Source organism: Bacillus nitratireducens, assembly GCF_036320425.1.
GTDB lineage: Bacteria > Bacillota > Bacilli > Bacillales > Bacillaceae_G > Bacillus_A > Bacillus_A nitratireducens.
On record NZ_JAUMJO010000002.1, the window covers coordinates 778,030 to 801,283 of the forward strand.

The window sequence follows — 23,254 nt, forward strand, 5'->3', positions numbered from 1 at the left end:
GAAGTACCGGTATTCTTCATGGGAAGGATGCCGGTTCTTTTTATCTTTCTGATATTTCAGGAGGTGTATCATCTGTTAGCGTCAAACTTCCTCCAACTACTGTGGGTTTAAAATAAGGTTCGATAATTTATAAATCAGTCTGATCATTAAGAATAAAGATTGATAATTTGTAAAAACTTTAATCAGAAGATCTATTTTGTAGTGTATTTCTTTGTTCAACAATCGGGTCTGTTGCAAAGTTCTGAACAGCATAAACCCGTTTACAAAATACGAAAGTATACTATCTTTTTCTAAATATGAAATTATGCATATTTAGAAAAAACTACACTTAATAAATATTACATATGGTAAATGGAAACTTATGGTGTTATTCTCTTAAAAGGCGTAACATGTCAATCATTATAGAAGATGTGGTGGCTCCTCTGTAAAGAAGTTCTTTTTTTCTGAAAAATGTATATTGATTCGAAATTAGTGATAAATATTCAGTTTTGTGATTTTATGTTTTCTTAATTTATTCCTTTATATCTACAAGGATTATTTATTATAACAGTTTTTACGTCCAAAATAAGATATTTCAGCAAAGGGGAATATAACTATCTTTATAATGAGTTCCAAATATAATCAACGTGTTAACAAAAATGATATCTGTATTATTTTCCCCTTTTTACTAACTAATACAGCTTCAAACAATGGACACAATCGCTACATACCAATTGTGATTTATTATCTATTCATTATTCTGTTTATTCAGTCTTTCTAAAAATAAAAAAATATTAGACTCGCAAATATAAACGTTATAATGAGGGCGTCGAGAGGTAACCGATTACCTACGGAGAAAATATCAAACATTTTAAAGTTGGACAGACTGAAACGATTAATTACAGAAGGGTGTGTGACCAGAAGGAGAATTTCTTCAAGAGAGTTTAGTAGCAGCGGACATCGTATTAGCTGGTGTACACAATATCATCAATGTTGACGAAGTACAGGGTTGGAGGATAAATGCCTTGCAACAGGTTTAGGTGGAATCGTTTACAATGTGACGCACCTAGTAAGTGATTCATTTTTTAAGAATGGTCTATATTCTTAAGCCTAAAAAGAGACGTAAGAATAGGATACAAGGGGGATTTATTATATGAATGGGAATACTGCAAAAAAAATAGAATTTCAAGCTGAAAATACTGCAGTGAAAAATGAGAACTATCTAGATCCTAAAAAATGGCATAAACAAGATACTACCTGGGCATTGAGCCTTTTTGGAACAGCAATTGGAGCAGGAGTACTCTTTTTACCTATTAATGCAGGTTCAGGTGGTTTATTATCATTACTGTTAATCACTATACTTGCATTTCCTGTTATGTATTATTCACATAGGGCACTTGCTAAAATGATATACGCTTCTAATTCTGCTGATGAGGGGATTACAGGTACAATAAGAGAGTATTTCGGAAATAAGGCAAGTATAATTTTTAACATAGTATATTTCGTTTCAATTTATACGATCGTGCTAATGTATTCGGTTGCACTTACAAATACTGCAAGTAGTTTTATCGTGCATCAATTGCACATGCAGGAGCCTCCAAGGGCCATTTTATCGCTTGTATTAGTACTCGGTCTTATCGCTATACTAAATTTTGGTCAAGATATCATTGTAAAGATAATGAGCATGCTAGTATATCCGTTTATTGCTTCTTTACTTTTTATTTCAATATCTTTAATCCCACAGTGGAATACGTCAATGCTTAGTTTTTCAAGTGCTACTACTGCTTCAACAGGAACAGGGTATTTTGGAGTGATCTTGATGATACTACCAATCATAGTATTTTCATTTAATCATTCTCCTCTTATTTCGTCATTTGTTATAAAGCAGAGAGCTACCTATGGAATAGAAGCTACTGATGCCAAATGTGCTCAAATACAAAAAGTTTGTTATATCATGACTTTCGTAGTAGTTATGTTCTTTGTTTGGAGTAGTGCACTGAGTTTAACTCCAAAAGATCTTATGATGGCTAAAGAACAAAACTTATCAATTCTATCGTATCTAGCTAATGAGCTGAATTCACCAGTAATCACTATTGCAGCTCCTATCATTGCTTTTGTGGCTATAACTAAGTCCTTCCTTGGCCATTATATAGGAGCATATGAGGTAATGCGTGACGTGATTATGAAGTTTGGTAAAACACGCGGAAAAAATATAGAAGAAAAAACAATTAAAACAGTGATCCTTACTTTTGTCGTATTAACATGCTGGTATGTTGCTTATGCAAATCCAAGTATTCTTGGAATCATTGATGCCCTTAGCGGACCGTTAGTTGCTGCTATCTTGTGTCTATTACCGATGTATGCGATCCGTAAAGTACCAGTACTAGCTAAATACAGAGGGAAAATGAGCAATGTATTTGTCATTGTTGTAGGTATACTTACTGTCTTAGCAAGTATTAAGTCATTATTCTAATTCACTATTGTTGGTTTTAGTTCAAAATAGTGAAATATGAAAAAAGAATGAAAAATCTTATGGATAAGACAAATCCACACTCGAATTTTAACGGAAATTAAACTCTAATATAAAAAGACATGAACGAAGATTAGTTCATGTCTTTTTTTGTGTTGGCTTTATTCCTAGAAGAGCAGCGATAGTAAATAAAATATTTTCTCTATATGCTTGAAAATCGAGGTAACTGTCATCTATTACACCTCAATATTATTGGGGGTGTAACTGGTCACCGCTTATGGGCAGTATAAACATAATCTCTCTTTTAAGCCTTGTAACACTTCTTCAGGCATTGCCTTCATTTTGATATCCTTACCTAGGAAAAGTAGCCAATTTGTTATCTCTGTTAATTCATCGAGATTGTTAACATTGATAAAAGTTTTTAGAATGGCTGTGGATTGGTAAGGGTTTGTATAGGAAATTGAAACTTTTAAAGGATGATATTTTTTGAACTGGGCAATTGCTTTTGGACCGAGTTCAAGTACAAGGTTGATTGCTTCGTCTTTCTTACTGAGTTTTTCTAAAACCTTTTTCTTACTTAATTTCTTTTTTGTCGTATAGGGTTCGACATTGATGAGATGATCGACAGGAAACATCTTCTTCTTTTCTTCTTTTACGTCAAAGCCTTCAATTATCCAATGGCTTTTTTCTTGATAAAGGTGCAGTAGATAAATTGGATAAGACTTGATTTCCGCCTCTTCTTTTAGGGTAATCAATAAATGGCTATCCAAAAGAAGGATTTGGATGAGTTTTTCTAACATAGGATGTGGGAGGTCAGAAAGCTCGAGTAAGTCGGGGTTGTGGGGATTAGTCCCTTCAAAAAGTAAGAGTTGATTTAAAAGAACAAGGTCATCCTGCTGGATTTCTGAGATGAGTCCTAGTAGTTTTTCAGCTAAAGACTGACGACTCTTTAGATAGGGAAGTTGTTGATTTCTTGTGGCCATAAAGGCAATAAAAAGAGCTTTGACCTCGTTATCAGTAAAGCGAACAACGGGCAGAATAGAGTTATGCATAACAGAATATCCCCCATCTCTTCCAACTTCAGCGACAAGTGGCATCCCCATGGCTTCAATCTCTCTAATGTCTCTAATAGCTGTCGATCGTGAGATGTTAAATTCTCGTATGATTTCAGAAATTGTAAAGTGAGAGCGGTTATTGATATACCGCATGATGGTATTAATCCGTTCAACTTTTTTCATGTTGGTCTCCTAAACAGTATCATTTTTTGACATGATTTAAGGTTATTATAAACTCATCAAGAGAAAAGATAAATTACTTGATTAATTTAAAAGTGAGGAAGGTTTTGAATATGAAAAATTATACGCTAGAAGAAAAAGATAGCTTTATCGTGTTAGGTATTGGAACTGAAATTAAGAGTGAATACACAGACTTTGCTGGAATAAATAAAGAAAAGGAAGACTTTTGGTCAGCTGTTAAAGAAGATGGAAGGCTGGACACTTTAAAAGCTTTAGCCACAAATGATTACATTTTTTCTGTGAGTGAAGCGGTGAATAACAAGATGATGTATTATGCTGGTGTCATGACAGAGGAAACGATACAAGAAGAATCTAGAGTTATCCAGTTTCCTAGGGGGAAATATTTAGTAGTTAAAGGGGAAGGTAAGACGGCTGAGGAGCTAAGTAATAAGCTTACTGGCATTGCTTTTGGTCAAGTCTTACCAGAAGTAAATGATTTTGCCTATGTTGGTGGACCAAATACAACGGTTGAGATGGGGCAGCAAAACGGTTTAGTATTTGGTGAAATGTGGATTCCAGTTGTTAGGAAGTAAAGAGATTAAAGGAGGGGTGGAATTGTCCGGTATCGTTGATTTTAAAAATGTAACTATAGCTGGCTTAGAGTCTTCACCTGTAGCAGAAGCACTTGCTGGTTTACGTGCCCATGAAGCACGTTACTTTATGAACAAATACAAACATGAATTTACAGTTGTACCAGCTAATGAAAGCGGGGAGACTCTTGATTATGTGAATCGTATTTTGAAAGAAGAACGTGATATTGAGTTTGCGGCCAAACCTTTAGAAACATCGTGTTTTCAAGTGGGAAATATTAAATTTGCCTATGTCTTTTATGAGGATGGTCTTGCAGTCAACGTCATGTATACGTTGGATAACCCGAAAAAGCGGGCCGTTGGATTTAAGCTTTCTGAAGGAATGGAGATACCAAAGGAGTTAGAAGATAAGTTTAAATTTGCTAGGCAAAAGTCTAAACTTGCTGGAACAATTCGAGGTTCGTTTTTTGTAATAAAAGGAGAATATAGTGTAAGTTGAAGAACTTAGTCTTTTAATGTATTTTAAAAGGCACGAATATGGAAAGTAGGGCTAACGATCTTGAATTGTTAGCCTTTTTTTACATGAGTATAACAAGCGTAGTCTACTACACACTACGTTCTGATAAAATCAAACGAAAGGAAATTACTGTAGGGTGGTGGTGGCGTGAGCAAAAAAAGGCTATTTGAGTTATTCTTAGTAACTTTTGCTTTACTATTCCTTCATGTAAGCACATTTACTAATGAAAAATTGAATGATAAATTTGGTGACTTTGCCTTCTTTGTTGTATTTCTCATGTTTTATATCAACGTTGCATTTATAGAACGGTATTTTGATGATATACAAAAGTGGATTCGAAATATCATATTTCTTCTTGTCCTGTATTTAGAAGACTATGAAAAGTCCTCCATTTTTTAAAACTAGGGGCCTTTCGTGATCACAAGGCTTTAAAAGTAACCTATCCATAGTGATATTAAAGTTACTACTTACAGTGAATCCCGATAATAATACGCTATGTTAACCTTATATGAATAGGCATACATTAATCTTTTTTCTCCTCAATCATGATAAAATGGACGATAAGAAATTTATGTAAGATAAAGGGGGAAGATTCATGGTCAGCTTTAGTACTGTGCTAGCTTTTGCAATTGTTTCACTTAGCATGGTTTGTTCACCTGGGCCTAACATGATTTATCTCATTTCTCGCTCGATTACGCAGGGGCGTATGGCAGGATTCATTTCTCTTTTGGGTATCATGCTTGGCTTCATAATCTATATAATCGCAACGATGTTCGGGCTTACAGCTCTTTTCCTTGCTGTTCCGTCTCTCTATGAAGCAGTTAAGTGGGCAGGTGCCGCTTACTTGCTCTGGCTCGCATGGAGTTCGATTAAGCCTGGTGCTACATCTATTATGGAACCTCGTACTATTGCTATTGAGCCGCCGCGGAAATTATTTCTAATGGGACTTATGACGAATCTTCTGAATCCTAAGATTGCTATTTTGTATGTGTCACTTCTACCTCAATTTGAAGATCCTGAGAAAGGATCGTTGCTTCTACAAGGTGCAGTTCTGGGCTTTACGCAAATAACGGTTAGCTTTATAGTTAACCTCCTAATTGTATTTACAGCAAGTAGAGTTGCCAAATGGTTTGGCACACGTCCAACGTGGCTGCGAGTGCAGCGTTGGCTTATGGCAAGCGTTTTGACAGGTCTTGCTGTACGTCTTGCTTTTGAACGTCGACAGTAAGAGCCTTCTTGAAAAAATTTACTATCTTTTTGAAACGATTGTAAGGGGAATAAGAAGGATATTAAAAATAAAGCCAGCTACTGTATGTTCTTACTTTTACCTAACGTTTTGTCAAAAATGCTAGTATATGCTGTTTCTTTTTTTAGAGGATACGGTAGGAATACCGTATTTTTTTATTTTAGGGGAATTTTGTTTTGTTGGCTTGATAGCAATGTGAAACCTAAAATAATATGGTCATATTATTTTAGGTACTTTTTTTATAATATGATCATATTATAAAAAAGGAGGAGGATATGAGTGCCTAAAATAGTTGATCAAATACAAAGGAAGAATCAGATAGCCACTGCTACTTGGCGTGTAATATTAGAAAAAGGTATTGATAAAGCTTCTATACAGCAAATCGCTGACGAAGCAAACATTTCGGTTGGACTTGTTCAGCATCATTTTTCGTCTAAAAATGAATTAATTCATTATGCAATGAATTTAGTATTGAATCGAATGGAAGAACGGGCAAACACTCGTACAAGTGAATTTAAGGGAACGAAAGAAGAAGCACTTAGAAGATTAATGAAATTTATTATTCCTTTTAATAAAGAAGAAATGTTGGAAGGAAAGGTTTGGATTACATTTCTGGGTATATCCTTTAGTTCTCCAGAACTTATTGAACTTCGAAAGAAAATGGATGACCATACGAGGTATCTTATGGGAATAATTCTAGATTTAATGAGGGATCTCGGATACGTCACACCAGGTCACAATAGAGAATTTGAATTAGAGATACTGTACGGATTTATTGATGGGCTAGTAATTCATGTCCTTCAAACACCAGAATCATATCCAGAAGAAAAAGTAAATCAACTTATTGAGTATTATTTAAAAGAAAAAAAGAGGGATTAATCGCATGAATAAAGTTTTCATTATTATTCTTTTAGTCGTTATTGTATTGATTATTAGGCAGCTTATCCCGAAGAAAGTAGATAGCTTCGATCTTCTTGGTATACCAATCATGGCTATAATTAGAACTTATATGGGTCTCCCAAATAGATTGGATTATATTATTACAATTGAATTAATTAGCTTGCTTATATTAGGAGCGATAGTTGGTTATTGGCAAGCTAAGAGGGTGAAAGTTTTTCATCATAATAATCAATTATGTAGTGTTGGAGGCTATACGTATATTATCGGATGGATTATTATGCTTTTGGGCAGGATTGTTATTTTATTGTTGTTCAATCTTAACTCGCTCATATCGACATTTCATGCGGGACAGGAACAGTTTACGAGTGAAATAATTCAAGTTCTTTCTCATGCTGGAGATTGGTTAATATGGTCTACTATTCTTGCATCTTCCATCATGTATACCGTTACCTTATATAAGGATCACCCGGATATCAAGAAATTAATACATGATCGTTTTAAAGAAATAAAACAACGAATAAAATATTAATGTAACTAATTGTTGTTATATGGGCAATTGCCAGCAAGTCAAGAAAAACTAATAATCCAAAATAAGCTGTTTTGTTACAAGTTAGTACAACATTTCGTTCTGGGGGTACTATGGAATTTTAGTCTAATAGCGATAATAAATTAAAGAAATGATTAACCTTGGTTATAAAAAAATAATATATAACAATAAAACCATCAATTTGAACAATCTTTTTTCAAATTGATGGTTTTATTTTTGAAAAAATATTTTTTTAACCCCCATAAAATCATTTATTCCTTCGAATATATATAAGTAGAAGAAAACAAATGAAAGAAAAAGCTAAAATTACCAAAAATATAGCGAAGAGTTATTCAAAGATTGCAGCTAAAATAGAAAAGAGCAAGTGGTATTGCAAAAGAAGCAGTACAACATACAGACTTCACTTTGGTACAAGTGGAAAAAATAGTCATATAAAAAAGTCGGTCTCGAAAAATATGAGTAACAGCAAGAAGACAAGCCCAAAGAAAAGTACTAAGAAAATGTGGTTAAATGGTCACTTGTTTAGTGACCATTTTGCAATTTGAAGCAGAAGGAGGCAGGGAGATTACTAGTGTTGAGTTTAGTAATGAAAATCTTAAAAAAAACGAAAATAGAAGATATCGTATTTAACATACAAAACAACGGTGGAGATAAGGAAGCTTTTATCGTACAGTATCAGCCGTTTATTAGAAAATCAATATCGTCTGTCTGCCGCCGATATATTACAGAGCAGGATGATGAATATAGCATTGGATTATTTGCATTTAACGAAGCAATTGAACAGTATTCATATAAAAAAGGAAAATCTTTTCTAGCGTTTGCTGATCTTCTTATAAAAAGAGATGTAATTGACTATATACGCAAGGAGTCTAAACATAACCTTGTCTTTTTAAAAGAAGATAAGCAAGAGGAAATGTTAGAAATGCAAGTGTCGCTTACGGAGTATATGAAAGAGATAGAAAATAGTAACCGTAAGGAGGAAATTCTTCATTTTCAAAGTGTACTAGCTGAGTTTAAAATCACATTTTCAGAGCTTGCTAAGGAATCTCCTAAACATCGTGATACGCGTGAGCACTTAATAGAAATTGTAAAGATTATTATAAAAGACGAGAAAATGATGGAAGAGCTGTTCCGAAAGAAAAAGTTACCCCTTAAACATATTGAACCACGTGTTAGGGTAAGTCGTAAAACGTTGGAGCGACATAGAAAATACATTATTGCGATGTGTATTATCTTTGCAAACAACTATACATATATTCTGGATTATATTAGAGGGGAGAAGCATGATGAATAAAGGAATTGTGATGGATATAAAAAAACATAACGTAGTTGTTTTAACTCCAAATGGAGAGTTTATTACGTTTAAAAGAAAAGTACACTCTTACATGATTGGAGAGGAAATCTCGTTTAACGAACAAGAACAAAGAGCACCGCGTTTTTCAATGCCACCTTTCTTAAAGCCTACAACAGTAATTGTTGCTGGTTTTCTATGCGTATTGCTGTTTTTCTACAATCAACCAGAAGAAAAAGTGTTTGCTTATGTCTCAGTTGATATAAATCCAAGTTTAGAGGCGAGCGTAACGGAAGATCTTCGTGTTATAGATTTGAGGGCTTGTAATGATGACGGAAGGCGTATTTTAAAAGAAATGAAAGGGTGGGAAAATAAGCATCTGCAAGATGTGATACGCACTATTATAAAGCAGAGTCAAGAGGATAAGTACTTAACGAATGATAAGCAAGTTATGCTAACAGCTGTTACAAAGGACAAGTCGCTAGAACCACAGTTGGAAAAGGCTATGCAGGAATTGAGGAAAGAGTATGAGATAAAACATATTACAGTCGAATATCAAAGCAGTACGATGCAAATACGGGAGAATGCTAAGAAAGCAGGAGTTGGCACAGGTGTTTATATAAAACAAGAGAATGAGAAGCAGAAATCGCTTACTCCTCCTGTACCGCCGTCTAATCAAGAGCAACCAAAGTCATCTCCTGATGTATCATCGGATTCGTCTCCTGCAAAAGAAGAAAGATACGAGAAGCAGGGGCATATAGAACAAAAGCAATCCAAGGAACAGCAACCGAAGCAAATAAAAGAAAATAATGGACACCAACAAGAAAACAACGGTAGAGGACCTCAAAAAGAAAATAATGGACATCAGCAAGGAAATAACGGTAGAGGACCTCAAAAAGAAAATAATGGACATCAACAAGAGAATAATGGTAGAGGATCTCAGCAAGAAAATAATGGACATCAACAAGAGAACAACGGTAGAGGATCTCAGCAAGGAAATAATGGACATCAACAAGAGAATAATGGTAGAGGATCTCAGCAAGAAAATAATGGACATCAACAAGAGAACAACGGTAGAGGACCTCAAAAAGAAAATAATGGACATCAGCAGGAGAATAACGGTAGAGAGTCTCAAGGAAATAATGGACATCAGCAGGAGAATAATGGTAGAGGATCTCAAGGGAATAATGGACATCAGCAAGAGAATAACGGTAGAGAGTCTCAAGGAAATAATGGACATCAGCAAGAAAACAACGGTAGAGGGTCTGAGCAAGGAAATATAAGCGGAAATAACGGGCCTGAAAAGGAGAAGAAAAACATTTCTGCCACACAACATTAAGGGAATGGAAAGAAGAATCTATAGAATATTGAAGATGGGAATTCATTTCGTGGTAATAACCCCCTCTAGTTTCAAGCTAAAAGGGTTTTTAATATTTAAATTTTTAAAATGACGGACACAAAATCATATATCCGTCCGAATTATATATATGGATATCATTAATGTTTATATAAAAGGGGAGAAAGAAATATGAAAGAAAAAAAAGAAATGTTGGAAGAGATTACTGAAGTATTGAAGGTATTGGCGCATCCTGTCCGTTTATCCTTAGTAGAAATAATGCTTACAAAAGGCCCTACTAATGTAACAACAATGTATGAAACATTACAAATGCCTCAAAGTACAATTAGTCAACATTTATCCAAACTAAGAGCTGCTAAAATCGTTACAGGTACTCGAAAAGGATTAGAAATTTTTTATGAAGTAACGGACAATCGTACAAAAGCGATATTATTAAGTTTGTTCTAAATGCTGACTAGACTACAAAATTAAGAAGAGGATACGAAAGTAATTCCGTTCCCATAACTTTTTAGAATTTTACATAAGAGCTATATGTATAAGAATATGTAATTTTCTTTTACTACAGTTCATTCCTTTGAGAAATAAGCTTTTTTTCATTCTAGGGGTATTTTTTGCTAGATTAATAGTGATGTGACATACCCCTATTATAAAATTTCAGAAGAACTCTTGACATAGAAGATGTAACAAAGTTAATAGGGTTCTTTTAGTCATTTAATCTTTTGATCTGATGGTCTTTTCCCCATTCAAATAGTTCATCCATAATTTGCATTAAAGATTTTCCATGTTCGCTTATTGTGTACTCAACCTTTGGTGGTACTTCTTGATATACAGTACGATGGATAATCCCATCAGCCTCAAGTTGCCGAAGTTGTTGTGTGAGAACTTTTTGTGTAATATTTGGGATTTCTCGTCGGATTTCATTTGTTCGCATTTTTCCATCCGCCAAAACACATAAAATATGAACTTTCCATTTTCCGCCGATTACATCGAGTGTCGTTGCAATTGGGCAGTCATCATTTTGATTCATATAACACCTCCAAAGGTACTTTAAGGTTCCTATAGCACTTTAAAGTACGTACTTTTCAATTATATGTGACTCACTCATACTAATGCGTAAAGGATTGAATAATTTAAAAAGGGGCTGGGGAATGATGAGAACACTTGTAATTGTAGCACATCCTGATATTGAAAAATCTCGAATTAATAAAAGATGGGTAGAAGAACTTGAGAAATATTCGGATGAAATAACGGTGCATGAATTATATAAAGTGGCACCGAATTGGGAGTTTAATATTGAAGAAGAGCAAAAGCTGTTAGTAGAACACGACCGATATATATTTCAATTCCCGCTCTACTGGTACAGCTCACCACCATTATTGAAAAAATGGTTTGACGATGTATTAACATATGGATTTGCGTACGGATCAAAAGGGGATAAAGTGAAGGGGAAAGAATTTGGTCTAGCTATTTCTATAGGTGGATTAGAAAAAGACTATGAAAATAGCGGAATTATGATGGATGAGTTGACGAAACCATTTCAAGCTACGTGCTTATATACAGACATGAAATTTATACCTTCATTTTATTTATATGGTGCAGAATATAAACTAAGTGATGAAGAGATTAATAAAAGTGCACCTGAGTATGTACGATATGTGATGAATAAGCAGTATACTAATATATAAGAGGAAATAGCCATTTACTTGTTAAGTAGATGGCTATTTTTATTGATTTTATATTCACTAAGTGTAATCTTTAGTAAATTAATAGTTAATCTGGTAAAATAAAAAACCTAACATATATAAAGGGGAGTTTTACTTGAGAACGATGCGACAATTATTACAAAAAAGAGCAATGCAGTCACCAAATTTGGAAGCGCTTTTCGGTGGAGAGAAAAGGTATTCGTTTCAGCAGTATAATGAACGAGTAAATCAGCTTGCACATTATTTGTTATATACCGGTGTGAAAAGAGGAGATCGTATAGGAATTCTATGCAAAAATAACCATCCGTTTCCAAGCGTTATGATGGCAAGCTTAAAAATTGGAGCGGTATTTATTCCGCTTAATCATCAGCTTACTGCTTATGAATTAGAATCGATTGTAAAAGAAGCGAGATTAAAAGTATTAGTTATTGATGATGAATTTAGTGAAGTTGTATTAAAGATTGATGCAGTTAAAGAAATTCCTTATGTAATTGAGACGACAAAAGAAGGATTTGGCTCATTTGAATTAAAATTAAAGGAACAGCCAACAACAGAGCCGAATGTGGAAGTTCATGAAGATGATGATGCCATTTACTTATTTACTTCAGGAACGACTGGACAGGCAAAAGCATGTGTAATTGGTCATAAAAACTTACATCATTATTTTACTGAAATTGCGGGGCAAAGAGAAATTCCAGCAGGTGAACGCTTTTTATCAGTGCACCCATTGTTTCATATGAGTGGCGTGCTTTCTATTTTAAATTGTATTTATCATGGCGTTACGATGGTCTTTTTAGCTGATTCGAATCCTACTCTTATTTGGGATAAGATTGAAGAAGAGAAAATTACTACGATGCTTGCGTTCCCAGCTGTTTATAGTTACATGCTTGATGAATTAGATAAAAAAGAGCGCAACATTTCGGCCTTTAAAGTAGCGCAAAGTGGTGGTACAAAAGTGCCAGAAACACTCATTCAAAAATATATGGAAAAAGGCATTTATATGGTGCAAGGTTATGGGAGTACAGAAGGTTGGGTAGTAACTTCTTGGCATCCAAATATGGGAAAAGAAAAAATGTCTTCTGTAGGGAAAACTTTGAAACATGTAGAGCTGAAAATTGTTCATCCAGAAACAGGTGATGAGCTAACAACAAATGAAGTTGGAGAGATTCATGTGAAAAGCCCGTACATGTTTAAAGGATATTGGAATAATGAAGAGGCAACAAAGAAGGTAGTAAAAGATAATTGGTTTAACATGGGTGATGCCGGTATGATAGATGATGATGGATTTCTACATATTATGGGAAGATATAAAGACGTTATCGTACGCGGTGGTGACAACGTATATCCAGATCAAGTAGAAGATGTAATTCATGAAATAAATGGCGTTTTAGAAGTTGCAGTAGTTGGGATTCCAAATGACTTTTGGGGGGAGGTTCCAACAGCTTACCTTGTAAAGGACATTCAAACGTCTTTAACAGAAGAAGAGATTATTCAGCATTGTAAAGAAAAACTAGCAAGCTATAAAATACCAGAAGTTGTATTTATGGACGAATTACCGAAAAACGCTTTAGGGAAAGTGTTGAAGAGGGAATTAAGGGATGTTTTTCTTGTAAAATAAAAGGTTATTAAATAATAAAGAATCCAGTTATGTATAAAGCATAACTGGATTTTTGTTTATAAAAAACATAATAATTTACTAGAATTTGTATTTTGTGTAAGATAATAAAGAATATTCAATTAACAATTAAAGGAAGAGATATAAATGAAGCTGCCGCTATTACAAGTAGAGACAGAGAGGCTTATTATCCGTCCATTTCAAAAAGAGGATTATGAAAGTTGGTTAGATGGATTCAATAAGAGGTTACCATCTCAATATAAATACGATGATGGCTATCATGACATGTCGTCTTCAACAAAAGAATGGTTCACGGAATGGATAAGAGGATTTGATGAGGCGGCAAGACGGGATGAAATGTACGTTTTAGGTATTTTTCAGAAAGAAGATGGCGCCAATATTGGAAAGCTAGAACTTATAAAAATTTTACGTATGGACTATCAATGGGCAATGATGGGCTACTCTATTCATAATCAATATTGGAAAAATGGATACGGAGTAGAAAGTGTAATAGCTGCGCTGCCGTTATTTTTTAATAGCCTTCAATTTCATAGAATTGAATTACATATACATATCGATAATGATCCATCTATTCGTCTTGCAGAAAGAGCTGGTTTTTCATTTGAATGTATGAGAGAGGCATTTTCTATGGGGAATGGTAAGTGGGCAGATTTTCTTATTTATTATAAAAATAAGGAGATGGATATATGAGAGTACTTATTACAGGTGGAAATCGTGGATTAGGGCTAGAGTTAGTAAAAGTATTTCATGAAAATGGACATGTTGTTTATCCGTTAGTTAGAACTGAGGTTTCGGTAATGAAATTGAAGAAAATGTTTAGTTCTAGATGTTTTCCTATATTAGCAGATTTATCGACTGATGAGAGCACTGAGCAAATTAAGAACCAGCTGGAGGAATATACAGAGTATATTGATTTAGTTATAAATAACGCTGGAATTACTGGGAAGGAAACCGAGATTTTACGTACAAATTCAGAAGAGTTAATGGAACTATTTAATGTTCATTGCTTAGGAATTATTCGAGCTGTAAAAGGTACATACGTGGCTTTAACTAAGTCGAATCAACCAAGAATAATAAATGTATCCTCTCGTTTAGGTTCATTACATAAAATGGCCGGAAAAGAATTTCCACAAGGGCAGTTCTCATATTCATATCGGATCGCAAAAGCTGCACAGAATATGTTAACGCTCTGCTTACAACAGGAGTTTGAGAATGAAGGAATTGGTGTAACCGCAATTCACCCTGGGAAGTTAAAGACTGACATTGGTGCTTTTGATGCGAATATGACTCCTGCTGAAGGAGCACAAAATATATATGATTGGGTAATAGATTCAAATGAGGATGTGTCAGGGAAGTTTATTGAGCCGGGTGTAGGGGAATTGAAGTGGTAAAGTACGGTACGATCTTACTGGATTTTAGTGAAGAGTATGAAATGGTTTGCTGTATGTATTAACAATTGGAAAATTAGAAGAAGATTAGGGGATAAAGAAATGAAGACTATAAACGTATTTCATTACGACGCATTTACGAATAAACCAAATATGGGCAATCCAGCAGGTATTGTATTAGAGGCGGATGGATTAACGGAAGAGGACATGCAGCGTGTTGCTGAAAAAGTTGGATTTAACGAAACATCTTTTGTTCTTTCTTCAGAAGTAGCAGATATAAGAATGCGCTATTTTACACCAGGGTTTGAAATGGATTTATGTGGTCATGGGACAGTTGGCACTATATATGCCTTGCGTGAAAGAGGTTTATTAGAAGAAAAAACAAACCTTACGATTGAAACGAAGGCAGGTATTTTACCAATACAAATAGGTGCACATGAAAATGGAGAAACCTTTATTAAAATGAGGCAGGCAGTACCTCAGTTTAAAGGTTTTACAGGTTCAAAAGAAGAATTAGCTCATAGTATCGGTTTAGAAGTAACGGATTTAGATGCAAGTGTACCGATTGTATATGGAAGTACCGGGAACTGGACTGTAATTGTACCGATTAAAAATCTAGATGCATGTGAAAGAATGAAACCTAAAAATGAGGCGTTTCCATCGGTATTAAAAGAAATACCTAACGCTTCTATCCATCCAGTTTGTTTAGAAACTTATGATGAACAGGTGCAAATGCATGGGAGTCATTTCTCATCAGCTTATGCTGGAACGATTGAAGATTCTGTGACAGGAACAGCATCAGGTGTAATGGGAGCGTATTATGCGACGTATTTGGAGAAAGATTTTGACCATGAACTGGAGTTAATCGTTGAGCAAGGACAGGAAATAAATAAAGATGGTCGTGTAACGGTTTATGTAACGAAAGATGTAGAAAATGAGAAGTTGCAAATAGATATTGCGGGAACAGCGGTATATGTGAAAGAGTTGGAAATTTCAATATAAAAGAATAAAGCCCAGCACATAGCTGGGACTTCTCTTTATCTGTTCAACACTTCAATATACGAAGCATCCCCAGTTGTTCGAATTGTAGAGCGGAAATTGTTGTGTTCTAACGTTTCAGCAACTTGTTTTAATTGCTGTGCATCATCATGATGAATGAGTAAACTATCTGCACCACTTTCTTCTATATGAATATGCTCAACATTTCCAATCGCTTCATGTATAGCTTTTAAAAATTCAGGTTTCATATTGTCCTCCTATATGTATGTAACGTCGTTAAATAGTATTTCCTTATTTTTGAAATATAAAAGTAAATGAAAGGAGAAATGAAAATGAATATAACGCAGTTTAAAGAACATATTACATCACTTTTTGAAGAGCACCTTAATAAATACGGTGATGATGAGTATGGCTTCACTCACATTAGTAAAGAGGAATTTCACAAAATAGGTTACACGACAAATTTGACGCTAGAGACAATTGAAGAAGCATATAGAAATGGTGTCGATATGATAGTTACACATCATGCGCCGTGGAGTTTTTTATTCGGTATGGAAGAGGCTTGTATTGAGAAATTAAAAGAATATGAAATGAATCATTTTTGGATTCATTTGCCATTAGATTTCGTAAAGTTTGGCACGTGTACGTCGTTGTTTAATGAAATTGAGATACATACAATACTGGAGTACTCCACGTATGAGGAAGAAGAGCTACCGGGAATAGGAGAATATAAAGAAGCGATTCCCTTTTCAAACTTAGTTGGAAAACTTGAAGAGAGAATGGAAGAGAAAGTGAAGAGTTGGAAAAATCATGATAAACCAGTAAAGCGGATTGCGATTTTAACAGGTGCAGGGAACAATACAAATCTTATTGAGCGTGCACTAGAAAAAGGTTGTGATACGTACATAACAGGAGAAAAAACATTATATACGGTGCAACATGCGAAATTTAAAGGCATTAACTTAATTGTAGGTAGTCACACATTTACAGAAGTGTTTGGTGTAGAAAGTTTGGCTCGTAAGATAAAAGAAAGAGATAATTCAATAGAAATTACTAGATTAAATGAAGATCATTTGGAGTGAGGGAAATGGTAACTATATATGCAAATTATGGGGAATCAAAAGTGAAGTTAACGTGGAAAAAAGATTGTATATTGCCAGAATACGAAAGAATTACGAGTGTTCACGGTTTTTGTTTTCATAATAATAATAAGATTTTACTAATAGACCATGAGCAGCGTGGTTGGGACTTTCCTGGTGGGCATATAGAAGAAGGGGAACTACCAGAAGAATGTTTTAAAAGAGAAGCGTGGGAAGAAGGTTATGTAAAAGGAAAATGTACTTTATTTGGATATATTATCGTTGACCATAGTGATAATCCAAATTGGAATAAAAATAGTCCGTATCCAAAAGTAGGGTATCAGCCGTTCTACCGGATGGAGATTAATGAAGTGCATAAGTTTGACGGTGAGTATGAATCCGATAAAAGGATGTTTGTTAGAGTAGAAGAGAGTGCAGCACATCATTATAAATGGAATGAATTATATGATGAAATCTTGAAGGAAGCCGTTTTAATAAAATAAAAATTAATTTCTGCAATATTAAGATGTTAGAAGGGATTCTCTTGCGATTGTCAAATAATAGTGAAGCTGTCTTTTGAATTGAGGGAATCTTCAGATACGAGGGTGAGTGAATGAACATTTCAGTAATCGCTGAACAACTAGTTAATGAGAAGGTTATTTCACATTATCCAAATAGCATGAAAGTTTTGAGCGGAGGAACGACAAGTACTGTATATTTGTTGGATGGAAAATATGTTGTGAAGTCAAATGGATCGGAAGTAATACGTGAAGAAGCTAATTTTCTTTCTTTTTATGAGGGGAATGCGTTATTTTCAAAGCTTTTGTATAAAGAACCTTTACATACATATTTCGTGTATTCTTTCCTTGAAGGTAGTACTTCGTGCGAACAAGGATATAAACGAAGTACGCTTATTACACTTGTAAAAGAAGTTATCAATAAGTATAAATTTGTTCCAGGTGCAGATGGCTGGGGGTGGAAAGAAAGTCTGGTTCAATCTTGGAATGAATTTTTAACGGCAAATGTGATGGAAGCTTATGAAAATGTAAGACGTTACATAAGTGAGGAAGAGCATAGAATTGTTCTTAAACTAGCGAATAGTCCAAATAGAGGGACTGGAATAAATCAGCCATTTTTATTACATGGTGATTTCGGGTTTCATAATTTTATATTCCAAGAGAATGAGCTGTATGGAGTAATTGATCCATTACCAGTGCTAGGAGATCCTATATATGATTTAATTTACGCGTTCTGTTCAACTCCAGAAGATGTAACAAAAGAAACGATTGATTATGTGATGAAACAATGTGTATTTCATAAAAACGAACGAGATTTATATGAGGAAATAGTCATAGGTTTATATTTACGTATAGATACGTGTATAAGACACCACCCAAAAGATTTAGAAGATTACTTAGTAGCTTGGCGTTATTGGATAGGTGAAATTGAGCTAGCTTTTTAGCACAAATAATTTTGGGGAGATAGTGAAATGAACATTTCAGAAGCAAAAAGAGATTTAGCACAAAAAACGAAGAAGGGATTTCCTGTTATAATAGCTGGTCTTTTATTTTGGATTGTAGCGAGCGTAACTGGTGTTCTTCTTTCAGAAAAGCAAGTTGTGTGGGTATATTTAATTGGTATGGGCTGTGTGTTTCCTCTCGGCTTAATGATAGCTGCTTTATTAAAAATTGATATGTTTGCGAAAGGAAATCCGCTAGGGACTTTAGCTGGAGTAATTGGTGGGATAAATGTATTGAATATTCCGTTTGTATTACTTGCATATTTTCAATTTCCGGAGTGGTTACCTTTTGTAGTAGCGATGTTAATAGGTGTTCATTTTTTACCATATGTATGGATTTATGAAAGTAAAAGTTATGGTTTTTTAGCAGTAGGAACTGTATTAGTAACGTCAGTATGTGGGATTCTTTTTGCGGAAAAAGGATTTATTGTAATTCCGATGGCGGTTACAGTTGTCTACTTTATTACTCTTATAAGCGTATCACTTGAAAATAAAAAAGCAGAAAATGATCAACAAATATCAGCTTAATAAAAAATTAAAGGGATAGGGGAATAACTATGAATAATTTCGTTTGTACAACGTGTGGCGTGCAGTATGCAGCGGGTGTGGAAGAACCGGTAAGTTGTGTTATTTGTGATGAGGAGAGACAATATGTTAATCCGAAAGGGCAGTCATGGACAACTTTAGAAAACTTGAGAACGAGTGATACGTATAAAAATGAAATTATAGAAGAAGAAAATGGACTGTATAGTATTACGACAAAACCAGGATTTGCGATCGGTCAAACGGCATTTGTAGTAAAAACAGAGTCATATCGTTTGTTATGGGATTGTATTACTTATTTAGATGACACGACAATTGAGAAGATAAAAGAGTGGGGCGGATTAGATGCGATTGCACTGTCGCATCCGCATTATTATTCAACCCAAGTAGAATGGGCAGAAACATTCGATGTACCAATTTATATACATGAAGACGATAAAGAGTGGGTGATGCGTCCAAGTAGTCGTATTATTTATTGGTCTGGTGAGTCTTTACAATTAGCGGATGGGATTACTATACATCGTCTCGGAGGGCATTTTAGTGGCGGTTCTGTATTACATTGGGAAGAAGGTAATGATGGGAAAGGTATTTTATTAACAGGTGATATTATTCAAGTTGTAGCGGATGAGCGGTGGGTGAGTTTCATGTACAGCTATCCGAACTTAATTCCACTACCAGCAAGGAAAGTGGAAGAAATGGCGAATCGAGTGAAACCGTTACAATTTAATCGTCTATATAACGCCTTTCACCGAGTAGTAAAAGAAAATGCAAATGAGGCAGTTGAACGTTCTGCGGAAAGATATGTGAAAGCGGTAGAAGGAAAGTTGTTTCATACGTAAAAGGAGTGCTAAATTAATGAAAACGTTAGTATGCTTTGGTGATAGTATTACAGCTGAAGAAACGTTTTTTTGTGGAACGCCGAGGTTAACGCCACGTTTGCAAGAGCTGTTTCCAAATTGGAAAGTGGTTAATGCGGGTGTTCCAGGTGATAATACGTTCGATGCGTTACATAGGATTGAAGGTGATGTATTAACACATAAACCAGAATTTGTAACAGTTTTTTTTGGTACGAATGATTCGGTGTTATTTGATCCAGTGCCATTACAATCTTACAAAGAAAATTTAGAGAAAATTGTAAGTGCGATTTCATCAGAAAAAGTATTACTTATTAGTCCTGCACCAGTTGATGAAGCAAGGCAACATAATAGAACGAATGAAGTACTCGGTCAATATGCAAATATGGTTGAGGAAGTGGCGAAAGAAACAGGAAGTCATTTTCTAAATTTGTACGCTGAAATGATTCAAGAAAAGGATTATAAGAGATTTGTAGAAGATGATGAAAAAGACGGTTTACACTTCGGACCACAAGGTTATGAATATTTAGCGAAGTTAATTTGTGAAAAGTTAAAAGGGATTTTGTAGGAAGCAAAGCGTGGGCGCTTTGCTTTTTTTGTATTCACATAAGTAAAATATAGTATCTTTTCGCAAGGGCATTGTAGCACTGCAAAAATGCAAACACCTTAATATATTTTAATTAATCAAGGAAGTAGACAATTCCTGTACTAAATGTTTAATACCTATAGCACTTTAAAGTACATACATTTTTAACGTGTTAAATATAATTCATAATAGCACCATTAAGAAGCAAACAAGCGTTACGGTACTATAGAGTCTGGTAATTCTAAAAAGTGCCAATGTGGTATAAGACAATTAGGGAGGTTAAAGATATGAGTAATTCAAATTTGAGTGAAATAAGTAAACAAATATTAATAGAGGAGGAAACACTTCAATTTTCCTCTTTTACAAATGAAGATGCCTTGCAATTAGGTTTATTTATCGTTGAAACAGCAAAGCGAGAGGGGAAATTGATTGCTGTTGATATAGCAAAAAATGGTGTGCAATTATTTCATTTCAAGATGACAGGGACAACTGAGGAAAATACGAAATGGATTGAGCGTAAAAAACGGGTCGTTTCCCTGCATAATCATAGCTCGTATTATATGCAGATAGAAAGTGAAATAAGCGGAGTTCCATATCATGAAAAATACCGTTTAGATGGCTCGGAATATGCTGCGTTTGGTGGATGCTTTCCTATTCAAATAAAAAACGTAGGGGTTATTGGGATGATAACAGTCTCAGGATTACCACCAGAAGTAGATCATGAATTGGTTATAAGAGCAGTTAAAAATCATTTAAATCAATAATAGAAGTAATTTAAAAGGTTAAATAAAAAGGCAAAAACGAACATATTCCTGTTCGTTTTTGCCTTTTTATTATTTATTTAAGGAAATGGACATGGAGATGATATCCCTAAAAGTACAAAGAGAATGTAGCGTGGATTCTAAGGGGCAACGTTTTCCTAGTAAACAACCATTTAAAAATATTACGGAATAAAAAATCTTCAATTCAAGACACTTTTCTTGACGATAATAATCTATGTAGTTAATATGATAGACATAAAATAACTTAATTACTTTTAATAATTAAGTTATTTTATGTAAGTTTAACTAAGTAAGTAGGATGTGGGGAAAATGCTTTGAATTGCCACTATTAATATTGGGGACAATTAGAAAGCGACAACTATAAAACATTAGAAGTTAAGAAGTAAGATTGGATCAACAATAATAGTAGCTTCTGTACAATGCATTTTTACTAAGGTGGCAATGACTATACATCACGAGGAGGACTGAAATTGGAATCGATGACCTTTGTTTTATTTGGAGCGACAGGGGATTTAGCGAAAAGAAAAATTTACCCCGCGCTATATAACTTATATAGAGATCAAAAGCTTCCAAAGCCAATATCCGTTATCGGGCTTGGAAGACGTGAAGTATCTCATTTAGATTTTCAAAAAAGAGTAAAAGAATCCATAGAAACTTTTTCTCGTCGCAGAGAAGAAGGCACTCCGAAAATAGAAGATTTTTTAGAGTATTTTCGTTATTGTCCGTTAGATGTGAATAAGCCAGAAGACTATAAAAGGTTATTACAAGTAGTTCGTGAAAGGGAAGAAGAACAAAATATACAAGGGAATAGAATGTTCTACCTTTCAGTTACTCCTGACTTCTTTGAGACCATTGCTTTAAATATTAAAGAAAGTGGACTGGATAAAACGGATGGATGGAAGCGCCTAATGATTGAGAAACCGTTTGGTCATGATCTCACATCTGCTCGAGAGCTGAATGATAGGCTTAGTCGAACGTTTGAAGAAGACGAAATATACCGTATTGATCATTATTTAGGTAAACCGATGATTCAAAACATTGAAGCACTTGAATTTGCAAATCCTGTTCTTCAATCGATTTGGAATAAAGAACATATTGCGAATGTACAAATAACAGCTAGTGAAACGGTTGGGGTAGAAGAAAGGGCAGCATATTATGATCATGCAGGAGCCATTCGCGATATGGTTCAAAATCATATGTTGCAAATATTAATGATGACTGCTATGAATTTGCCGGAAAAGATAAATGCATGTGAAATTCGTGAGGAAAAGCGAAAAGTAATGGAGACTCTTCGTAAAGTGACAAAAGAAGATGTTCAGAACCATATCATTCGCGGGCAATATGCTTCAGGGGAGATAAAAGGACAACAAGTTGTAGCGTATAAAGAGGAGCCGGGAGTAAATCCTTCTTCTCAAACAGACACATTTGTTGCGGCTCGCCTATGGATTGATAACCCATTTTGGACTGATGTTCCTTTTTATATACGAACAGGAAAAAGAATGAAAGAAAAGTCTACTCGTATTGTAATTGAGTTTAAAAATACATTAAAACAGCAATATCAAGATAGTAACCCAAATGCAGAACCTAATTTGTTAATCATTGAAATTAGCCCAAATGAAAATGTTTCACTCCAATTAAATAGTAAAAATCCATTGAACAATGGAGAGCTTGAACCGATTCGTATTCATTTTACTTGTGAACAAACAGGAGTGGGAATACCGGAAGCTTACGAAAGGCTTATCTATGATGCTGTATGTGGAGATTCTACATTCTTTGCACACTGGAGAGAGGTTGAATTGTCATGGGAATGGGTGCAGCCAATCCTTGAAGCGTTCGAAGAAAACTTGTTACCTCTTCATGATTATGAGTCTGGCTCGTATGGTCCGGATGCTGCTCATGCTCTATTACAAGAAAGTGAATTTAAATGGTGGTTAGATGAGGGATTGAAAAAATAAGTACATTCTTATAAGTAAAGCAATATGACAAAAGATATTCATCATTTTATTAACATGTATTTATGATGAAAGGTAATT

At 34.6% G+C, this 23,254-nt stretch carries 27 protein-coding genes; 24 read left to right on the forward strand and 3 right to left on the reverse strand.

Features of this window, described 5'->3' with window-relative positions:
* Window positions 1–1,132 precede the first annotated feature (1,132 nt).
* Window positions 1,133–2,452 (forward strand): aromatic amino acid transport family protein, encoded by a 1,320-nt coding sequence (locus tag Q3V31_RS10225; protein ID WP_001014147.1) that lies wholly within the window; start codon window positions 1,133–1,135, stop codon window positions 2,450–2,452.
* A 272-nt stretch (window positions 2,453–2,724) separates the two neighbouring features.
* On the opposite strand, the gene Q3V31_RS10230 is transcribed toward Q3V31_RS10225, so the two are convergent.
* A complete protein-coding gene (locus Q3V31_RS10230; protein ID WP_000755031.1) occupies window positions 2,725–3,687 on the reverse strand; it encodes a helix-turn-helix transcriptional regulator in 963 nt (320 codons plus the stop codon).
* A gap of 110 nt (window positions 3,688–3,797) precedes the next feature.
* On the opposite strand from Q3V31_RS10230, the gene Q3V31_RS10235 reads away from it, so the two are divergent.
* The 10 genes from Q3V31_RS10235 (at window position 3,798) to Q3V31_RS10280 (ending at window position 10,579) form a co-directional block, all read left to right on the forward strand.
* Complete coding sequence (locus tag Q3V31_RS10235; RefSeq protein ID WP_000801057.1) at window positions 3,798–4,277, forward strand: GyrI-like domain-containing protein; 480 nt, start codon at window positions 3,798–3,800, stop codon at window positions 4,275–4,277.
* A complete protein-coding gene (locus Q3V31_RS10240; protein WP_090814288.1) occupies window positions 4,264–4,773 on the forward strand; it encodes a phage tail protein in 510 nt (169 codons plus the stop codon). Before Q3V31_RS10235 ends, Q3V31_RS10240 begins: the two co-directional genes overlap by 14 nt.
* Window positions 4,774–4,938: 165 nt before the next feature.
* Window positions 4,939–5,190 carry a DUF3963 domain-containing protein gene (locus Q3V31_RS10245; protein ID WP_071735465.1) on the forward strand — a complete coding sequence of 84 codons (252 nt, stop codon included), beginning with the start codon at window positions 4,939–4,941 and terminating at the stop codon, window positions 5,188–5,190.
* 196 nt (window positions 5,191–5,386) lie between these two features.
* Window positions 5,387–6,019, forward strand: a complete 633-nt coding sequence (locus tag Q3V31_RS10250; protein WP_000253403.1) for a LysE family translocator — start codon at window positions 5,387–5,389, stop codon at window positions 6,017–6,019.
* 297 nt (window positions 6,020–6,316) lie between these two features.
* On the forward strand, window positions 6,317–6,916 hold the full coding sequence (locus Q3V31_RS10255; protein ID WP_001124458.1) for a TetR/AcrR family transcriptional regulator: 600 nt from the start codon (window positions 6,317–6,319) through the stop codon (window positions 6,914–6,916).
* 4 nt (window positions 6,917–6,920) lie between these two features.
* Entirely contained in the window at window positions 6,921–7,466 is a 546-nt protein-coding gene (locus Q3V31_RS10260) for a hypothetical protein (protein ID WP_090814290.1), read from the forward strand.
* Window positions 7,467–7,771: 305 nt separating this feature from the next.
* The gene (locus tag Q3V31_RS10265) at window positions 7,772–8,029 is read left to right on the forward strand and encodes a hypothetical protein (RefSeq protein WP_165615105.1); all 258 of its coding nucleotides are present in this window, start codon (window positions 7,772–7,774) and stop codon (window positions 8,027–8,029) included.
* Between the two features lie 26 nt (window positions 8,030–8,055).
* Complete coding sequence (gene sigI / locus Q3V31_RS10270; RefSeq protein WP_016130000.1) at window positions 8,056–8,778, forward strand: RNA polymerase sigma factor SigI; 723 nt, start codon at window positions 8,056–8,058, stop codon at window positions 8,776–8,778.
* Window positions 8,771–10,114, forward strand: coding sequence for an anti-sigma-I factor RsgI family protein (locus Q3V31_RS10275; protein WP_329764994.1), 1,344 nt, complete (start codon window positions 8,771–8,773; stop codon window positions 10,112–10,114). Before sigI ends, Q3V31_RS10275 begins: the two co-directional genes overlap by 8 nt.
* A gap of 189 nt (window positions 10,115–10,303) precedes the next feature.
* On the forward strand, window positions 10,304–10,579 hold the full coding sequence (locus Q3V31_RS10280; RefSeq protein ID WP_000660067.1) for an ArsR/SmtB family transcription factor: 276 nt from the start codon (window positions 10,304–10,306) through the stop codon (window positions 10,577–10,579).
* Window positions 10,580–10,835: 256 nt separating this feature from the next.
* On the opposite strand, the gene Q3V31_RS10285 is transcribed toward Q3V31_RS10280, so the two are convergent.
* The gene (locus Q3V31_RS10285) at window positions 10,836–11,159 is read right to left on the reverse strand and encodes a winged helix-turn-helix transcriptional regulator (RefSeq protein WP_001072960.1); all 324 of its coding nucleotides are present in this window, start codon (window positions 11,157–11,159) and stop codon (window positions 10,836–10,838) included.
* Between the two features lie 124 nt (window positions 11,160–11,283).
* Between Q3V31_RS10285 and Q3V31_RS10290 the strand changes: the two genes are divergently transcribed.
* The 5 genes from Q3V31_RS10290 (at window position 11,284) to Q3V31_RS10310 (ending at window position 15,861) form a co-directional block, all read left to right on the forward strand.
* Window positions 11,284–11,817, forward strand: coding sequence for an NAD(P)H-dependent oxidoreductase (locus Q3V31_RS10290; RefSeq protein WP_033656777.1), 534 nt, complete (start codon window positions 11,284–11,286; stop codon window positions 11,815–11,817).
* Between the two features lie 133 nt (window positions 11,818–11,950).
* Window positions 11,951–13,453 (forward strand): class I adenylate-forming enzyme family protein, encoded by a 1,503-nt coding sequence (locus tag Q3V31_RS10295; RefSeq protein ID WP_329764995.1) that lies wholly within the window; start codon window positions 11,951–11,953, stop codon window positions 13,451–13,453.
* Window positions 13,454–13,597: 144 nt separating this feature from the next.
* On the forward strand, window positions 13,598–14,161 hold the full coding sequence (locus tag Q3V31_RS10300) for a GNAT family N-acetyltransferase (protein ID WP_329764996.1): 564 nt from the start codon (window positions 13,598–13,600) through the stop codon (window positions 14,159–14,161).
* A complete protein-coding gene (locus tag Q3V31_RS10305; protein WP_329764997.1) occupies window positions 14,158–14,862 on the forward strand; it encodes an SDR family NAD(P)-dependent oxidoreductase in 705 nt (234 codons plus the stop codon). The genes Q3V31_RS10300 and Q3V31_RS10305 overlap by 4 nt, the downstream gene beginning before the upstream one ends.
* Before the next feature lie 99 nt (window positions 14,863–14,961).
* The gene (locus Q3V31_RS10310; protein WP_329764998.1) at window positions 14,962–15,861 is read left to right on the forward strand and encodes a PhzF family phenazine biosynthesis isomerase; all 900 of its coding nucleotides are present in this window, start codon (window positions 14,962–14,964) and stop codon (window positions 15,859–15,861) included.
* A gap of 35 nt (window positions 15,862–15,896) precedes the next feature.
* On the opposite strand, the gene Q3V31_RS10315 is transcribed toward Q3V31_RS10310, so the two are convergent.
* Window positions 15,897–16,106: a hypothetical protein gene (locus Q3V31_RS10315; protein WP_000801638.1), complete on the reverse strand. Its 210-nt coding sequence runs from the start codon at window positions 16,104–16,106 to the stop codon at window positions 15,897–15,899.
* 84 nt (window positions 16,107–16,190) lie between these two features.
* On the opposite strand from Q3V31_RS10315, the gene Q3V31_RS10320 reads away from it, so the two are divergent.
* The 8 genes from Q3V31_RS10320 to zwf all read left to right on the forward strand — a co-directional run bounded on the left by Q3V31_RS10320 (window position 16,191) and on the right by zwf (window position 23,176).
* Window positions 16,191–16,940: a Nif3-like dinuclear metal center hexameric protein gene (locus tag Q3V31_RS10320; protein WP_071735460.1), complete on the forward strand. Its 750-nt coding sequence runs from the start codon at window positions 16,191–16,193 to the stop codon at window positions 16,938–16,940.
* Window positions 16,941–16,945: 5 nt separating this feature from the next.
* Window positions 16,946–17,440 (forward strand): NUDIX hydrolase, encoded by a 495-nt coding sequence (locus Q3V31_RS10325; protein WP_000256578.1) that lies wholly within the window; start codon window positions 16,946–16,948, stop codon window positions 17,438–17,440.
* 110 nt (window positions 17,441–17,550) lie between these two features.
* On the forward strand, window positions 17,551–18,399 hold the full coding sequence (locus Q3V31_RS10330) for a phosphotransferase family protein (RefSeq protein WP_090814295.1): 849 nt from the start codon (window positions 17,551–17,553) through the stop codon (window positions 18,397–18,399).
* 27 nt (window positions 18,400–18,426) lie between these two features.
* On the forward strand, window positions 18,427–18,984 hold the full coding sequence (locus Q3V31_RS10335; RefSeq protein WP_090814296.1) for a DUF7010 family protein: 558 nt from the start codon (window positions 18,427–18,429) through the stop codon (window positions 18,982–18,984).
* Window positions 18,985–19,013: 29 nt separating this feature from the next.
* The gene (locus Q3V31_RS10340) at window positions 19,014–19,838 is read left to right on the forward strand and encodes an MBL fold metallo-hydrolase (RefSeq protein ID WP_071735453.1); all 825 of its coding nucleotides are present in this window, start codon (window positions 19,014–19,016) and stop codon (window positions 19,836–19,838) included.
* 16 nt (window positions 19,839–19,854) lie between these two features.
* Window positions 19,855–20,421, forward strand: a complete 567-nt coding sequence (locus Q3V31_RS10345) for an SGNH/GDSL hydrolase family protein (protein WP_329764999.1) — start codon at window positions 19,855–19,857, stop codon at window positions 20,419–20,421.
* A 305-nt stretch (window positions 20,422–20,726) separates the two neighbouring features.
* Window positions 20,727–21,203 carry a heme-degrading domain-containing protein gene (locus Q3V31_RS10350; protein ID WP_000071889.1) on the forward strand — a complete coding sequence of 159 codons (477 nt, stop codon included), beginning with the start codon at window positions 20,727–20,729 and terminating at the stop codon, window positions 21,201–21,203.
* 488 nt (window positions 21,204–21,691) lie between these two features.
* Window positions 21,692–23,176 (forward strand): glucose-6-phosphate dehydrogenase, encoded by a 1,485-nt coding sequence (zwf, locus tag Q3V31_RS10355; RefSeq protein ID WP_329765000.1) that lies wholly within the window; start codon window positions 21,692–21,694, stop codon window positions 23,174–23,176.
* Window positions 23,177–23,254: the final 78 nt, after the last annotated feature.

Excerpts from the sequence above, each read along its gene's own strand:
- Q3V31_RS10345 (WP_329764999.1), top strand. The coding sequence starts at position 19,855 with ATGAAAACGTTAGTATGCTTTGGTGATAGTATTACAGCTGAAGAAACG.
- Q3V31_RS10305 (WP_329764997.1), top strand. The coding sequence starts at position 14,158 with ATGAGAGTACTTATTACAGGTGGAAATCGTGGATTAGGGCTAGAGTTA.
- Q3V31_RS10285 (WP_001072960.1), bottom strand. The coding sequence starts at position 11,159 with ATGAATCAAAATGATGACTGCCCAATTGCAACGACACTCGATGTAATC.
- Q3V31_RS10300 (WP_329764996.1), top strand. The coding sequence starts at position 13,598 with ATGAAGCTGCCGCTATTACAAGTAGAGACAGAGAGGCTTATTATCCGT.
- Q3V31_RS10230 (WP_000755031.1), bottom strand. The coding sequence starts at position 3,687 with ATGAAAAAAGTTGAACGGATTAATACCATCATGCGGTATATCAATAAC.
- Q3V31_RS10315 (WP_000801638.1), bottom strand. The coding sequence starts at position 16,106 with ATGAAACCTGAATTTTTAAAAGCTATACATGAAGCGATTGGAAATGTT.
- Q3V31_RS10325 (WP_000256578.1), top strand. The coding sequence starts at position 16,946 with ATGGTAACTATATATGCAAATTATGGGGAATCAAAAGTGAAGTTAACG.
- Q3V31_RS10275 (WP_329764994.1), top strand. The coding sequence starts at position 8,771 with ATGAATAAAGGAATTGTGATGGATATAAAAAAACATAACGTAGTTGTT.
- Q3V31_RS10280 (WP_000660067.1), top strand. The coding sequence starts at position 10,304 with ATGAAAGAAAAAAAAGAAATGTTGGAAGAGATTACTGAAGTATTGAAG.
- Q3V31_RS10350 (WP_000071889.1), top strand. The coding sequence starts at position 20,727 with ATGAGTAATTCAAATTTGAGTGAAATAAGTAAACAAATATTAATAGAG.
- Q3V31_RS10335 (WP_090814296.1), top strand. The coding sequence starts at position 18,427 with ATGAACATTTCAGAAGCAAAAAGAGATTTAGCACAAAAAACGAAGAAG.
- Q3V31_RS10235 (WP_000801057.1), top strand. The coding sequence starts at position 3,798 with ATGAAAAATTATACGCTAGAAGAAAAAGATAGCTTTATCGTGTTAGGT.
- Q3V31_RS10340 (WP_071735453.1), top strand. The coding sequence starts at position 19,014 with ATGAATAATTTCGTTTGTACAACGTGTGGCGTGCAGTATGCAGCGGGT.
- Q3V31_RS10260 (WP_090814290.1), top strand. The coding sequence starts at position 6,921 with ATGAATAAAGTTTTCATTATTATTCTTTTAGTCGTTATTGTATTGATT.
- Q3V31_RS10265 (WP_165615105.1), top strand. The coding sequence starts at position 7,772 with ATGAAAGAAAAAGCTAAAATTACCAAAAATATAGCGAAGAGTTATTCA.
- Q3V31_RS10250 (WP_000253403.1), top strand. The coding sequence starts at position 5,387 with ATGGTCAGCTTTAGTACTGTGCTAGCTTTTGCAATTGTTTCACTTAGC.
- Q3V31_RS10290 (WP_033656777.1), top strand. The coding sequence starts at position 11,284 with ATGAGAACACTTGTAATTGTAGCACATCCTGATATTGAAAAATCTCGA.
- Q3V31_RS10310 (WP_329764998.1), top strand. The coding sequence starts at position 14,962 with ATGAAGACTATAAACGTATTTCATTACGACGCATTTACGAATAAACCA.
- Q3V31_RS10320 (WP_071735460.1), top strand. The coding sequence starts at position 16,191 with ATGAATATAACGCAGTTTAAAGAACATATTACATCACTTTTTGAAGAG.
- Q3V31_RS10225 (WP_001014147.1), top strand. The coding sequence starts at position 1,133 with ATGAATGGGAATACTGCAAAAAAAATAGAATTTCAAGCTGAAAATACT.
- Q3V31_RS10330 (WP_090814295.1), top strand. The coding sequence starts at position 17,551 with ATGAACATTTCAGTAATCGCTGAACAACTAGTTAATGAGAAGGTTATT.